This window comes from Microbacterium hydrocarbonoxydans, from assembly GCF_023715885.1.
In the GTDB taxonomy this organism is placed as follows: domain Bacteria; phylum Actinomycetota; class Actinomycetes; order Actinomycetales; family Microbacteriaceae; genus Microbacterium; species Microbacterium hydrocarbonoxydans_C.
The window spans coordinates 177,781-191,441 of the sequence record NZ_JAMBOY010000004.1 but is presented as its reverse complement, the minus strand read 5'-3'; the positions used below and the strand labels follow the sequence as shown (position 1 = coordinate 191,441).

The following is a 13,661-nucleotide window of genomic DNA, read 5'->3' as shown; positions in this document are numbered from 1 at the left end:
TCGCCGACCTCTCAGTTGACCATCGCCGCGCATGCCGGTCAAGCAGGGCTCGCCGGGTGGCGTCAGGGCGTTCTTCGGTGCTATGCGAGATGTCGGCGGCCCGTGGCAAGGTCAGTGGATGGAGACACTGAGACTCCGGCCGTGGTCGGATGACGATCTGCCGCTGCTGCGTGCGGCGAACACCGCAGATATGACGGCGCACCTGAACGGTCCGGAGAGCGCGCAACAGATTCTCGACCGCCATTGTCGGTACCTCGCTCTTGACCCTGCGGAGGCGAGGATGTTCGTCGTGCTCGACGCGAAGAGCGGCGCGGTCGGCGCGATCGGATACTGGACCGTCTCGTGGCGAGAGGAGGCGGCCTTCGAGACGGGCTGGTTCGTGGTGCCGGAGGCGCAGGGGAGAGGTGTCGCCTCGCGCGCGCTCGCGCTGCTGATCGAAGACGCCCGGGCGCATCCCGCGGGGTTGCGCCATCTCGTCGCCTTCCCCAGCGTCGAGAACGCCGCCTCGAACGGCGTCTGCCGTCGGGCGGGATTCGAGCTCGTCGGCTCGTCCGCAGGAGAGTTCCGGGGGTCCGAGCTGCACTCTCACGAGTGGGCGCTCGACGTGCATCCGCAGTCTGCGAGGCTGGACCCATGACGCCGAGACCGGATCCAATCACCTACGACCTCGACGCACTGCGTGCTCGGCTGGTGCCGGAGACCGACGGAGCGGTCGATCAGAGCATCCCGGAGCTCGCGCGCGCCGATCCCTCGCTCGTCGCGCTGTCGATCGTGACGATCGACGGCGCGAAAAACGCGAGCGAGGACTCTCACGTGCAGGTGAGCATCCAATCCGCCGTGAAGCCGTTCCTCTTCGCCCTCGCGCTGCAGGACACCGGGGGTGAGGCGCTCGACCGGGTGGGCATCGAGCCGACCGGAGAGGCCTTCGACGCGATCAAGCTCGAGAGCGGCACCGGAAGGCCGCCGAATCCGATGGTGAACGCCGGCGCTCTCCTGACAGCCTCTCTCGTCGACGGCGCGGATGCCGAAGCGCGCAGCGCGCGCATCCTCGGGGGTCTGTCCGCGTTCGCCGGACGAGACCTCGAGATGGATGTCGACGTCGCGGAGAACGAGCATCTGCTCGGCGATCGCAACCACGCGCTGGCCCATCTCATGCGTGCGGAGGGCACGCTGGCGGTCAGTGCTGACGACGCGGTCGCGGTGTACGCACAGGCGTGTGCGACGCTGGTCGACGCGCACGACCTCGCGCTGATGGGTGCGACGCTGGCCGCGGGCGGGAGGAATCCCGTCACCGGTGTCCATGTGGTCTCCCGCGAGGTAGCCCGCGATGTGATCTCTGTCATGGCGACGTGCGGCGTGTACGACGGGTCAGGGCGGTGGATGCGGCAGGTCGGCGTCCCCGCGAAGTCCGGCGTGTCGGGCGTGATCGTGCTGTCCGCGCCAGGTCGCCTCGGCGCAGCAGTCGTCAGCCCGCCGCTCGATGAGCGAGGGACGAGCGTGCGCGGTCACATCGCAAGCGAGGTCCTCAGCACCGACCTCGACCTGCACTCCTTCCGGGCCGGTCCCGCCTGAGCCGGACTCGCCGCAGAGCACCGAGAGGCGCGGGAACGCGAACGAGAGAGCCCGCCTCCGGCGCGATGCCGGAGGCGGGCTCTCTCGTGGTGCTGATCGGGATCAGACGCCGTAGTACAGCTCGAACTCGAACGGGTGCGGGCGCTGGGCCATCGGCAGGATCTCGTTCTCGTACTTGTACGAGATCCAGGTCTCGATGAGCTCCTCGGTGAACACGCCGCCCTCCAGGAGGAAGGCGTGGTCGGCGCGCAGAGCCTCGAGGGAGTCCAGCAGCGAGTTCGGTACCTGCGGGATGTTCTTGGCCTCCTCGGGAGGAAGCTCGTAGAGGTCCTTGTCGACGGGCTCGTGCGGCTCGATGCGGTTCTTGATGCCGTCGAGGCCGGCCATGAGCTGCGCGGCGAACGCGAGGTACGGGTTGCCCGAGGCATCCGGCGCGCGGAACTCGATGCGCTTCGCCTTCGGGTTGGAGCCCGTGATCGGGATGCGGATGGCCGCGGAGCGGTTACCGGCCGAGTAGACCAGGTTGACCGGTGCCTCGAAGCCCTTCACCAGGCGGTGGTAGCTGTTGAGGGTCGGGTTGGTGAAGGCCAGCAGTGCGGGCGCGTGCGCCAGGATGCCGCCGATGTACCAGCGGGCGATGTCGCTGAGCTGGCCGTAGCCGGCCTCGTCGTAGAACAGCGGCTTGCCGTCGTTCCACAGCGACTGGTGCGTGTGCATGCCAGAGCCGTTGTCACCGAAGAGCGGCTTCGGCATGAACGTCGCCGTCTTGCCCCAGAGGTCTGCCGTGTTCTTGACGATGTACTTGAACTTCAGGATGTCGTCGGCCGCGTGCACCATGGTGTCGAAGCGGTAGTTGATCTCCTGCTGACCGGCGGTGCCGACCTCATGGTGCGAGCGCTCGAGGATGAAGCCGGCGTCGATCAGCTTCAGCGTGATGTCGTCGCGCAGGTCGGCCGTCTTGTCGACGGGGGAGACCGGGAAGTAGCCGCCCTTGTAGGGGGTCTTGTTGCCGAGGTTGCCGCCCTCTTCCTCACGGCCCGTGTTCCACGCGGCCTCTTCGGAGTCGACCTTGTAGAAGCTCTCGCCCGCGGTCACGGAGTAGCGCACCTCGTCGAAGATGTAGAACTCGGCCTCGGGGGCGAAGAACGCGGTGTCGGCGATGCCGGTCGACGCGAGGTACTTCTCGGCGTTCTTGGCGACCTGACGCGGGTCCTTCGTGTAGATCTCACCCGTGCGCGGGTTGTAGATGTCGAAGATCATGACGAGGGTGCTCGCCTCGCGGAAGGGGTCGATGTATGCGGTCGTCACATCCGGGATGAGCTGCATGTCGGACTCGTGGATGTTCGCGAAACCGCGGATCGACGAGCCGTCGAAGAGCTGGCCGTTGGTGAAGAAGTCCTCGTCCACCGTGGAGGCGGGGATGTTGAAGTGCTGCTGCACACCCGGGAGGTCGGTGAAGCGGATGTCGAGGAACTTGACCTCGTTCTCCTTGATGTAGGCGAGAACCTCGGACGAATCTTTGAACATGGACGACTCCTGGATTGCGGATCGATGGCTTACGGCCATTCTGCACAGTACGGCTGAGGCGTTTCCCGGGAGTATCGGCTTTGTTTCGGGGATGTTACGCGCCGGTAGGCTGGAGGCGTGACGGATGCTGTGAACACATACCCCGGCGAGAGACTCGGATTGCCGAACACCGGGACCGGCAGCATCGCCCGCCCGGGGCGCAGGATCGGCGCACTCGTCATCGACTACCTCGCGGCGACGATCATCGCCACCGCGTTCCTCGGGTTCGACCAGTTCGCGCTTCCCTCCGAAGCCGGGCTGTCGCAGTTCGGACCCATCGCCGTGTTCGCCGTGCTGCAGATCCTGTTCATCCCGACCGCGGGCGGGAGTCCCGGTCACCGCATCCTCGGAATGCGGGTCGTCCGCCTGCACGGCGGGTGGGTCGGCCTCTGGCGACCCATCGTCCGGACGCTGCTGCTCGTGGTCGTCATCCCCGCCGTCATCTGGGATTCAGATCAGCGGGGTCTGCATGACAAGCTCCCGGGCCTCGTCCTCATCCGCGCCTGAGCCGCGTCACTCCTTGCCGTGGTTGCGGCGGCGCGCTTCGCGAGGCGCGCGTCCGCCGACGAACGAGCGTGCCGGATCGACGACGTAGCCCTGCTTGAGAGCCTCGCGGCCGATCAGCATCCGAAAGCCCATCTCGTCGCGGTTGCTCAAGGTGACCTCGGCGAGCACCTCGCGGTCGTAGAGGCGGATGAGCAGCTCGACGACGAAGCGCTCCTGTGCGTGACCTGACGAGCTGCGCACCGCCCGGCGGTCGTGCACGGGAGACTCGACGTCCACGGCATCCTCTTGGCTGTCCTGCCAGGGCTTCACGCGGAAGCGCACCCATGCGGCGCCGTCGCGCTCGAACTCGTGGATGTCGAACGCGTGCAGCGACGAGGTCCGCGCACCCGTGTCAATCTTCGCCTTGATCCAATCGACTCCGAGATCGGGCAGGCTGACCCATTCTCGCCACCCGATAAGAGTGTTTGAATGGGATGACTTACTCACCCGACCATCCTGGCAGGAAATCCCCGTGAAGATCGCAGTGCTCTCCCGTGCGCCCCAGGCGTACTCCACGCAACGACTGCGTGCCGCCGCTCTCCAGCGCGGGCACAACGTCAAAGTGCTGAATACGCTGCGCTTCGCGATCGACCTCACCTCGGAAGAGCCGGATCTGCACTACCGGGGCCGCCAGCTCAGTGACTACGACGCGATCCTGCCGCGCATCGGCAACTCGATCACGTACTTCGGCACCGCCGTGGTCCGGCAGTTCGAGCAGATGGACGTGTACACGCCGAACACCGCGAACGGCATCTCGAGCGCGCGCGACAAGCTCCGCGCGAATCAGATCCTGTCGCGTCACAACATCGCGATGCCGCCGACCGCGTTCGTGCGCAACCGCGCCGACGTGCGACCCGCGATCGAGCGCGTCGGTGGAGCACCCGTCGTCATCAAACTGCTCGAGGGCACCCAGGGCATCGGCGTGATCCTCGCGCCCCAGGTGAAGGTGGCCGAGGCGATCATCGAGACCCTGCACTCGACGAAACAGAACGTGCTCATCCAGAAGTTCATCTCGGAGAGCCGCGGCCGGGACATCCGGGCCCTCGTCGTCGGAGACCGCGTCGTCGCCGCGATGCGTCGCTCCGCCGCGGGAGACGAGTTCCGCTCGAACGTGCACCGCGGGGGCTCGGTCGAGGCGATCGAGCTCGACCCGGTGTACGAGCGCGCCGCGGTTCGCTCCGCCCAGATCATGGGCCTGCGCGTCGCGGGCGTCGACATGCTGGAGGGAGACGAGGGACCGCTCGTGATGGAGGTCAACTCCTCTCCGGGCCTTCAGGGCATCGAGACCGCGACCAAGCTCGACGTCGCCGGAGCGATCATCGACTACATCGCCGGTCAGGTCGCCTTCCCCGAGATCGACGTGCGACAGCGGCTCACCGTCTCGACGGGCTACGGCGTCGCCGAGCTGATGGTCCACAACGCAGCCGGCCTCGTCGGCAAGACGCTCGGCGAGGCCGGGCTCTGGGAGCGCGACATCACGGTCCTCACCCTTCATCGCGGTGTCTCGGTGATCCCGAACCCGCGCAAGCACGTGGTCCTCGAGGCCGACGACCGCCTGTTCTGCTTCGGCAAGCTCGACGAGATGCGGTCGATGATCCCGGAACGGCGTCGGCGCCGAGCCAAGGTGCGCAAGCTGCCGCGGCAGCCGCTGTCGGAGTGACAGACAGAAGCGCGGCCGTCTCCCTCGGGAGAACAGCCGCGCTTCGTCGTGTGCGGGGTCGGATCAGCGCGGACGCTGCGCGCGCACCTTGGTCGGGTCGATGCCCTTCGGTATCGGCAGCGAGGAGATCGACTGCGACACCGAGTCGATGCGCTTGATGACGGCAGCCATGGTGGCCTTGTCGATGGCCTTGGGCAGCTTCTTGATGGTCTTGGCGAGGTCGGCGATCGCGACATCGTCGTCGCCGTGTCCGACGTAGAGCACCGTGACCGGCACGCCGTGGGCGACGCGGGCGGCCTTGCTGCGTTCGTCGTTCACCAGGCGCGTGAGGCGGCCGCGGGCGCCCTCGCCGATCACGACGACACCGCCGCGACCGACGGCGCGGTAGACGGCGTCCTGGGTCTTGGGGTTGATGCCCACCGGGGTGTCGGAACCCTGCCAGCTGCGACCGAGGCTCGTGCTGATCACGTGACCGGTTGCACCGGGCATGCCGTCGATCTTCTGATACATGGCGGACGTCGACAGCCGCGTCATGAGGAACATCGCGCCCAGAACTCCGAGCATCAGGCCCGAGATGGCCCAGAGGATGAGGGTCCACACCTGGAACGGCGGGATCAGGTAGCCGACGATGAGGCCGATCAGCACACCGGCGATCAGCACACCGATCTGCGCCCAGGGAAGCCAGGGGTACACCTCGCGGGTGAACCGGAAGAGCGACTTGATCTGAGAGAAGAAGCCGGGGCGCTTCTCGGGCGCGGACGATCGGTTTGCCATGGGTACAAGAATACCGATTCCCGGAGAACGTCATGTCGGCGTTCGCGGGAGGCGGACCGTCTGCGCAGCGCTTCTGCACAACCCGAGAACCGAGGGCGATTCCTGCACAGGCGCCTTTTTCGCGACCGCTGAAGGTGCGAATGCGCTGTCATGGGGGCATGAAGGCCCAGCAGGAGATCATTCGACGCGAGCCGCAGCTCGTCCCCGGTGCGCACCGGGTCGTGCGGCGGTTGTCGGCGGAGGAGGGACCGTATCCCGGAACGCTGGTCACCCGTGGGGACGGTGTGGCGGTGCTGCGGGATGTCGAAGAGGTCAGCGGCTGGGACGGCTGGCGGCACGCGGGAAGCCGCCATGTCGTCGGCCCACTCGACCTCGTGCGTCGCGTCGACGGACACGATGTGCTGCTGCCGTGGTGCACGGAGCGGGTCGCCGGCTTCATCGGACAGCGCGGGCTGGGGGAGCCCGCGCTGTCCGCCGGCGAGGTCGGAACTCTCGTCGTCAGCCTGCTGAGAGGCATCGACGAGTCGACCAGCTCGGGGACTCTCGGGTCCGGCGGGGAATGGTGGCTCACGGAGGAAGGATGCCCGACCTTCGTGATCGGAGCGGGGAGCCGAGCCGATGCCCGTGCCGCGGCAGCGGATCTCGTCGCGGCGCTGGAGGACGGGTGCGCGGACCGCGCCCTGCGGCGGCTGCTCGGCGCGATCTGTGACGGTCTGCGCGCCGCCCTGCAGCGGCCGGACGTGCCGCGGCGTCAGCTTCTCGGCTGGGAAGCCGAGTTGTTGGAGATCGCCGCGCCGCGACCCTTGTTGCGGGTCGAGCGTCGTGCGGAGGCGCGGGAGAGCGACGTCGCGAGGGGAGTGCGTGACCCTGTCGTATCGGAGCCGACGCGTAAGGCGCGGATGCGGTCACGAGTTCGTTCCGGCCGGTCAGCCCGGACGCGAGGCGGCGACTCGAATTCAGGTGGCTTCCCGGACTCGTTCGTCGTGTCGCTCTTCCGCCGCTCGGTCGAATGGATGTCTGTGATGGGTGCCCGGCTCGGGCGGCGCAAGACCCGAGGTCCACGGGTGCCGTTGAACCCGGCATCGGCCGGCATCGAGAACACACGTGCCGATCGCGGCCGACGTGTGCCGAAGATCGTCGTCGGACTCGGAGCCGCCGCCCTCGTTCTCGCCGGAGGAGCACTGTGGCCCGGTGGAGCGACGGGTGAGCCGACGGAGGCGCGTCCGATCGAGACCGCTCCAGGCGAGGCGGGTGACGGCGCGGTGGTGACAGCGAGGACGGCGGAAGAAAGCCCGTCCCCACCGACGGACGAGAGTTCTCGATCCGCCGAGCCGTCCGCGGAGCCTCGCGAGGAGGATCCCGTCGCCGCGGCGCCCCGGCGTCTCCGCGCGATCGAAGAGTGCGCGGATTCCGGCGATGCCGAGTGTCGTGGCGCGGTCGCAGCCGGATCGGTCGGCGTCGTCGATGTGCTCGGCTCCGACCGCGGGCCAGGGGCGGAGCCAGAATTCATCCTGCTCGACGTCTACGGCGATATCGCGGTGATCCGGATGTCGAGTCCTCTTGCTGAGGAGGCGGACGGGCCGGGCGCGTTCGTCCTGGTGCTCGTGAAGACCGACGAGAAATGGCTGGTCCGCGACGTCTACGACGCCGCGGACCAGCCGGAGTGAGGTGTTCGGATCAGGCGCCGAGCTGAGCGGCGAACTGTGCCGACTCGAGACGAGCCTTCACTGCGCCGAGGAAGCGGGCGGCGTCCGCGCCGTCGATGATGCGGTGGTCGTACGACAGCGCCAGGTACACGTACGAGCGGATCGCGATCGCGTCGCTGCCGCCGACCTTGACCAAGCCGGGGCGCTTGACGACCGTGCCGGTGCCGAGGATCGCCGACTGCGGCAGGAACACGACCGGAGTGTCGAACAGCGCGCCGCGCGAACCGGTATTGGTCAGCGTGAACGTGCCGCCCGCGAGCTCGTCGGGCTTCAGCTTGTTCTCGCGCGTCCGCGCGGCGAGGTCGGCGATCTCATGGGCGATCTCGGCGATGTCCTTCGACGCGGCGTCACGCAGGACGGGCGTGAGCAGCCCGCGCTCGGTGTCGACCGCGATCGACAGGTTCTCGGTCGCCGGGTAGGTGATCTGGTCGCCGTCGACCGTGGCGTTCACGATCGGGAAGGCCTGCAGGGCCTCGGCGGCTGCGAGAGCGAAGAAGGGCAGGAACGACAGCTTGTCGCCCGTCTTCTCCAGGAACGACGCCTTGACACTGTCGCGGTACTCCGCGAGAGCGGTGACGTCGACCTCGACCACGGTCGTGAGCTGAGCGGTCGACTGCATCGACTCCACGGCACGCTGGGCGAGCACCTTGCGCAGACGCGACATCGGCTGCGTGGTGCCACGGAGCGGCGACACCTCGAGCGGGGCCGGCGCAGCGGGGGCGGCGGCCGCGGCAGGAGCCGTCGACGCAGACTCGGCGGCCTTCAGGACGTCTTCCTTGCGGATGCGTCCTCCGACACCGGTTCCCTTGACGCTCGCGAGGTCGACGCCCTGCTGCGAGGCGAGGCGACGGACCAGCGGCGTGACGTACAGGTTGTCGCTCTCGGTCGGGAGCGAGAGCTTCGGTGCAGACGGCTCAGCCGACGGCGCCTGGGTGGACGAGGTGGCGGGTGCTGCCTCTTCCTTCGCCGCCTCGGCCGGGGCCTGGACGGGAGCCTCCGCGGCGGGGCGCTCGGCCGGCTTCTCGACGGGAGTCTCCGACACGGACGCCGCGGCGGCGGGGGCCTCGGAAGGTTGGGCGGCCTGCGGTGCGGCCGGAGCGGACTCCGCCTGAGCAGGCGCCGCTCCCGATCCGACGCGGGCGAGGACGGCGCCGACGGCGACCGTCTCGTCTTCCGCAGCCACGATCTCCTGCAGCACGCCGGCCACCGGGGACGGGATCTCGGTGTCGACCTTGTCGGTCGAGATCTCGAGCAGAGCCTCGTCGACCTCGACGCTGTCGCCGACCTGCTTGAGCCAGCGCGTCACGGTGCCCTCGGTGACGCTCTCACCGAGTTCGGGGAGAACGATGTCCTTCGCGTCGCCCGCGGGGGCGGCGGCCGGAGCGGCTTCGGCCGGAGCTGCCTCAGCGGCCGGAGCCGGCTCGGCGGCAGGTGCCTCGGCCTGCGCAGCGGCGGGTTCGGGCGTCGCCTCGGCCTCGGGCGCGGCGGCCTGAGGGGCATCGGCGGCCGGTGCGGAGCTGCTGCCGTCGCCGATGCGGGCGAGCAGTGCACCCACCTCGACGGTCTCGTCCTCGGCGACGAGGATCTCCTCGATCACGCCGGTGACGGGGGAGGGGATCTCGGTGTCGACCTTGTCGGTCGAGATCTCGAGCAGGCCCTCATCCGCCTGCACGGTGTCTCCCACCTGCTTGAGCCAGCGGGTGACCGTACCCTCTGTGACGCTCTCACCGAGAGCGGGGAGGACCACGGATGTGCTCATGACGGAGTCTCCTTCAGAAGTTGTATGACGCTTGTCTAGCTTAGTGACCTGCGCGGCCCTTGGTGGTCCGCGCGGCCGGTGTCGGGGTCAGAGAGCGTGCAGCGGCTTCCCGGCCAGTGCCAGGAACGCCTCGCCGAGGGCTTCGCTCTGGGTCGGGTGGGCGTGGATGAGCGGTGCGATGTCCTCGGGGTGCGCCTCCCACGCGACCGCCAGCTGTCCCTCGGTGATGAGCTCGCCCACGCGGTCACCCAGGAGGTGCACGCCCAGCACGGGGCCGTCCTTGAGGCGCACGACCTTCACGAGACCGCCGGTCCCGATGATCTCGCTCTTGCCGTTGCCCGCGAGGTTGTACTCGTAGGCGGTGACGGCATCCGCTCCGTGCTCCGCGACGGCGGCCTCCTCGGTGATGCCGACGGAGGCGACCTCGGGGCTGGAGTAGGTGACCTTGGGGATCTGGGAGTCGGGGATGTTCGCGGGCGAGAGTCCGGCGATGCGCTCCGCGACCGCGATGCCCTGCTGGAACCCGCGGTGTGCCAGCTGCAGCCCCGGCACGATGTCGCCGACGGCCCACACCCCCGGCACGCCGGTGCGGAGGTCCTCGTCGACCGTGACGAAGCCCCGGTCCAGCGTGATGCCCGCCTCCTCGAAGCCGAGGTCAGACGTCACCGGCCCGCGTCCGACCGCGACGAGAAGGTAATCGGCCGTGAACTCGGTGCCGTTCTCGAGAGTCACGGTGACCGACTCGTCGGTCTGGGTTGCTGACTGGAATCGGACGCCGAGGGAGGAGGTGATCCCGCGGCGGCGGAAGGCGCGCTCGAGCCCCTTGCTCATCGCGATGTCCTCATTGGGCACCAGATGCGGCAGCGCCTCGATGATCGTGACGTCGACGCCGAACGAGCGCCACACGCTCGCGAACTCCACGCCGATGACGCCGCCGCCGAGCACCAGCACGCGGTCGGGGATGACGTCGAGCGACAGGGCCTGCTCGCTCGTGAGGATGCGTCCGCCGATCTCGAGGCCCGGGAGCGTGCGGCTGTACGAGCCGGTGGCCAGGACGACGTCGGTGCCGACGTAGACGTCGTCGCCGACGCTCACCGACCGGTCGGCATTGAGCCGACCGACACCCGCGACCGTGATGATGCCCCGAGCCTTGACGAGTCCCTCGAGGCCCTTGTACTTCTTGGCGACGATGCCCTCGCGGTAGGTGCGCACACCGGCCGGGTCGATGCTCTCGAGGGTCGCGGTGATGCCGACGTGCGCGGCGCCGCGGACGTGCTCGGCGACCTCGGCCGCGTGCAGCAGTGCCTTCGTGGGGATGCAGCCCCGGTGCAGGCACGTGCCGCCGACCTTGTCCTTCTCGATGAGAGCGACGGTCTTGCCGAGCTCACTCGCTCGGAGGGCTGCGGCGTAGCCGCCGCTGCCTCCGCCCAGGACGACGATGTCGAAGGTGTGGGTTGTCATGTGGTCATGCCTCCGTGTGGGATGCGTCGGCGAAGGCGACGATCGATCGGACCATCGCCCCCGTTGGGCCCTTCTCGGTGAAGCCGTAGGGGGCTCCGCCGTGCTCGCCGGAGCCGGCGATGTCGAGATGCACCCAGGGGATGCGCGGTGCTCCGTCCTCGTCGGACACACGGCCGACGAAGCGGCGCAGGAAGAGTCCGGCGTAGGACGCGCCGCCCATGCGGTCGCCCATGTTGGCGTTCTGCATGTCGGCGATAGGGGAGTCGAGCGAGTCCTCCATGTAGTCGGGGAGCGGCATGTGCCACGCGAGCTCGCCGACGGCGTCGGCCGCGGCGAGCATGTCCGCCACGGCGTCGTCGTCACCGAACACGCCGGTGTGACGGTGCCCGAGGGCCATGACGATCGCACCGGTGAGCGTAGCGACGTCGATGATCACGTCGGGGTTCTCACGGCTCGCTGCGACCAGGCCGTCGGCCATCACGAGCCGGCCCTCGGCATCGGTGTTAGGGACCTCCACGGTCGTGCCGTCGAGCATGCGGAGAACGTCGCCCGGGCGCAGCGCGCGGCCTGACGGCATGTTGTCGGTGATGCACAGCCAGGCCGTGACGCGCACGGGCAGGCTCAGCGTCGCGATCGCGCGCAGGGCGGCGAGGCTTGTGGCCGCGCCGGCCATGTCGAACTTCATGCCGACCATCGACGCGGCCGGCTTGAGCGAGAGACCGCCGGTGTCGAACGTGATGCCCTTGCCGACCAGCGCGATGTGACGCGTGGCATCCGCGGGGGCGTAGTCGAGTCGCACGAGGCGTGGTGGGCGGTCCGACCCCTGCGCGACTCCGAGGATACCGCCGAAGCCCTGTTCGGTCAGTGCGTCCTCGTCGAGGATCTCGACGGTCACGTCGAGGTCGGCGACGCTGTCGGCGGCGCTCTGCGCGAGCTGTGCGGGGCTCTGCCATTCCGCGGGGACGTTGACGAGGTCCTTGACGAGCGCCACCGCATCGCCGATAGCGACGGCCTTCGCGACGGCGTCGTCGTCGAGCTCCGCGTGCAGCAGCACGGACGACGCCCGGCTCTTGCCCTTGTCGGTCTTGTAGCTGTCGAAGCGGTACCCGCCGAGCACGGCGCCCTCTGCGGCGGCGTTCGCGTGCTGCTCGATGCCGGGGACGAGTCGGACCGAGACGGTATCGAACCCGGTGAGGGTGCGCAGCGCCGTGCCGACCGCGTTGCGCACGGCCGCGGCATCCGGCTCGGCTCCGACTCCGACGACCGCGAAGGGGATCGCGGTGACCTCCGGCACGTGGACCCTGGCGAACGCGGAAGCGGATCCGCTGAACCCGACCCCGCGGAGAGCGTCGGCGAGACCCGGGAACGCGGCGAGTTCTTCGCCGGATTCGGTGATCTCGGAGATGACGAGCACTGCGGCGTCTGCAGCGCTTCCGGGGAACTGTTCTGTAGTGCGCGTGAGCGCGGGAAGCGTCATGCCTCCATCCTAGGAGCGTGGTCGGCCGCGGTCGTGATCGGCGTGTTCGCTCTGAGCATGACGCGCTCAGCCCCGCCGTCCGCGGCTGCTCGTAGCATGGACACATGCCCTTCTCCGGAGAGATCCACGAACGTGTCGCGAACGCGCCGGCGGTGCCGCGCGGCCTTCCCCTGGTGCTGCTGCTGACCGGTTTCACGGACGCGGGCAATGCGGTCTCCGGACTCATCGAGCACCTCCGCGAGACCACCTCTCCGCAGCCGATCGCCGTCTTCGACAACGACGTGCTGCTCGACTACCGTGCCCGTCGACCGGTGATCGCCTTCGACCAGGACCACCTCACCGAGTTCCGCCCCGCGCGCCTCGAGCTGTCTCTCGCCACCGACGCCCTGGGGCAGAAGTTCCTGCTACTCGCGGGATACGAGCCCGACTTCGCCTGGAACCAGTTCGCCCGCACGGTGCTGGATCTGGCGGAGGAGTTCGAGGTGTCCGGTCTCAGTTGGGTGCACTCGATCGCGATGCCGGTGCCGCATACGCGTCCGATCGGCACGACCGTCAGCGGCAACCGTCGCGAGCTCACCGTGGCGCACTCGGTGTGGCGACCGCGCACGCAGGTGCCGGCGACGGCCGGTCATCTCCTCGAGTTCCGATTCGCGGAGCGGGGCGAACGGGTCGTGGGGTTCGTCCTGCTCGTGCCGCACTACCTGGCCGAGACGGAGAACCCGGATGCCGTGATCGCGGCAGCCGACAAGCTGATGGCGGCGACGGGTCTGGTGATCCTCCTCGACGAGGTGCAGGAGCGCCGCGAGGACTACCTCGCCCGGGTCGACGAGCAGGTGCTCGGTAACGAGGAGTTGCAGCAGATGGTGCACGGCCTCGAGCGTCGCTACGACGCGTATATGGCCGGTCGGGATCCGGAGGACGACTCGTACGACGAAGGCGGGTTCAACGAACGCGATCTGCCGAGCGCCGACGAGCTGGCGGCCGAACTGGAGCGGTATCTGGCCACTCGTCCCACGGGCGACGACGACAAGAACGGCCGCGGCTGACTTTCCTGTCGATCGACTTCGCCGGAATGCATCCGCATCCCCTCACGTGTGCGATACTAGGAGTCTGACCCGTTGTCAATCGATCTTTTCGGAG

Annotated in this window: 12 protein-coding genes; 6 read left to right on the top strand and 6 right to left on the bottom strand. The window is 68.6% G+C overall.

What is annotated here, in order from left to right:
• Positions 1-118 precede the first annotated feature (118 nt).
• Both M3195_RS12320 and glsA read left to right on the top strand, forming a co-directional pair.
• Positions 119-637 carry a GNAT family N-acetyltransferase gene (locus M3195_RS12320; RefSeq protein ID WP_251587952.1) on the top strand — a complete coding sequence of 173 codons (519 nt, stop codon included), beginning with the start codon at positions 119-121 and terminating at the stop codon, positions 635-637.
• A complete protein-coding gene (gene glsA / locus M3195_RS12315) occupies positions 634-1,572 on the top strand; it encodes a glutaminase A (RefSeq protein WP_251587950.1) in 939 nt (312 codons plus the stop codon). The genes M3195_RS12320 and glsA overlap by 4 nt, the downstream gene beginning before the upstream one ends.
• A gap of 102 nt (positions 1,573-1,674) precedes the next feature.
• On the opposite strand, the gene glnA is transcribed toward glsA, so the two are convergent.
• Positions 1,675-3,099, bottom strand: a complete 1,425-nt coding sequence (glnA, locus tag M3195_RS12310) for a type I glutamate--ammonia ligase (protein WP_251587946.1) — start codon at positions 3,097-3,099, stop codon at positions 1,675-1,677.
• 117 nt (positions 3,100-3,216) lie between these two features.
• Here glnA and M3195_RS12305 point away from each other — a divergent pair, with 117 nt between their 5' ends.
• Positions 3,217-3,645, top strand: coding sequence for an RDD family protein (locus tag M3195_RS12305; RefSeq protein ID WP_251587943.1), 429 nt, complete (start codon positions 3,217-3,219; stop codon positions 3,643-3,645).
• A gap of 6 nt (positions 3,646-3,651) precedes the next feature.
• Here the strand turns inward: M3195_RS12305 and M3195_RS12300 are convergent, their stop codons facing one another.
• Positions 3,652-4,131 (bottom strand): ATP-dependent zinc protease family protein, encoded by a 480-nt coding sequence (locus tag M3195_RS12300; RefSeq protein ID WP_251587942.1) that lies wholly within the window; start codon positions 4,129-4,131, stop codon positions 3,652-3,654.
• A gap of 25 nt (positions 4,132-4,156) precedes the next feature.
• Between M3195_RS12300 and M3195_RS12295 the strand changes: the two genes are divergently transcribed.
• Entirely contained in the window at positions 4,157-5,344 is a 1,188-nt protein-coding gene (locus M3195_RS12295) for a RimK family alpha-L-glutamate ligase (protein WP_251587941.1), read from the top strand.
• Positions 5,345-5,407: 63 nt separating this feature from the next.
• On the opposite strand, the gene M3195_RS12290 is transcribed toward M3195_RS12295, so the two are convergent.
• On the bottom strand, positions 5,408-6,118 hold the full coding sequence (locus M3195_RS12290; protein WP_251587937.1) for a DUF4191 family protein: 711 nt from the start codon (positions 6,116-6,118) through the stop codon (positions 5,408-5,410).
• 158 nt (positions 6,119-6,276) lie between these two features.
• Here M3195_RS12290 and M3195_RS12285 point away from each other — a divergent pair, with 158 nt between their 5' ends.
• Positions 6,277-7,785 (top strand): hypothetical protein, encoded by a 1,509-nt coding sequence (locus M3195_RS12285; RefSeq protein WP_251587936.1) that lies wholly within the window; start codon positions 6,277-6,279, stop codon positions 7,783-7,785.
• A 10-nt stretch (positions 7,786-7,795) separates the two neighbouring features.
• On the opposite strand, the gene sucB is transcribed toward M3195_RS12285, so the two are convergent.
• From sucB to M3195_RS12270, 3 genes are all read right to left on the bottom strand, one after another.
• Positions 7,796-9,583, bottom strand: coding sequence for a 2-oxoglutarate dehydrogenase, E2 component, dihydrolipoamide succinyltransferase (gene sucB / locus M3195_RS12280; RefSeq protein ID WP_251587935.1), 1,788 nt, complete (start codon positions 9,581-9,583; stop codon positions 7,796-7,798).
• A gap of 87 nt (positions 9,584-9,670) precedes the next feature.
• Positions 9,671-11,044: a dihydrolipoyl dehydrogenase gene (gene lpdA / locus M3195_RS12275; RefSeq protein ID WP_251587933.1), complete on the bottom strand. Its 1,374-nt coding sequence runs from the start codon at positions 11,042-11,044 to the stop codon at positions 9,671-9,673.
• Positions 11,045-11,048: 4 nt separating this feature from the next.
• A complete protein-coding gene (locus M3195_RS12270; RefSeq protein WP_251587931.1) occupies positions 11,049-12,521 on the bottom strand; it encodes a leucyl aminopeptidase in 1,473 nt (490 codons plus the stop codon).
• A 104-nt stretch (positions 12,522-12,625) separates the two neighbouring features.
• Here M3195_RS12270 and M3195_RS12265 point away from each other — a divergent pair, with 104 nt between their 5' ends.
• Positions 12,626-13,567 (top strand): proteasome assembly chaperone family protein, encoded by a 942-nt coding sequence (locus M3195_RS12265; protein ID WP_251587929.1) that lies wholly within the window; start codon positions 12,626-12,628, stop codon positions 13,565-13,567.
• Positions 13,568-13,661: the final 94 nt, after the last annotated feature.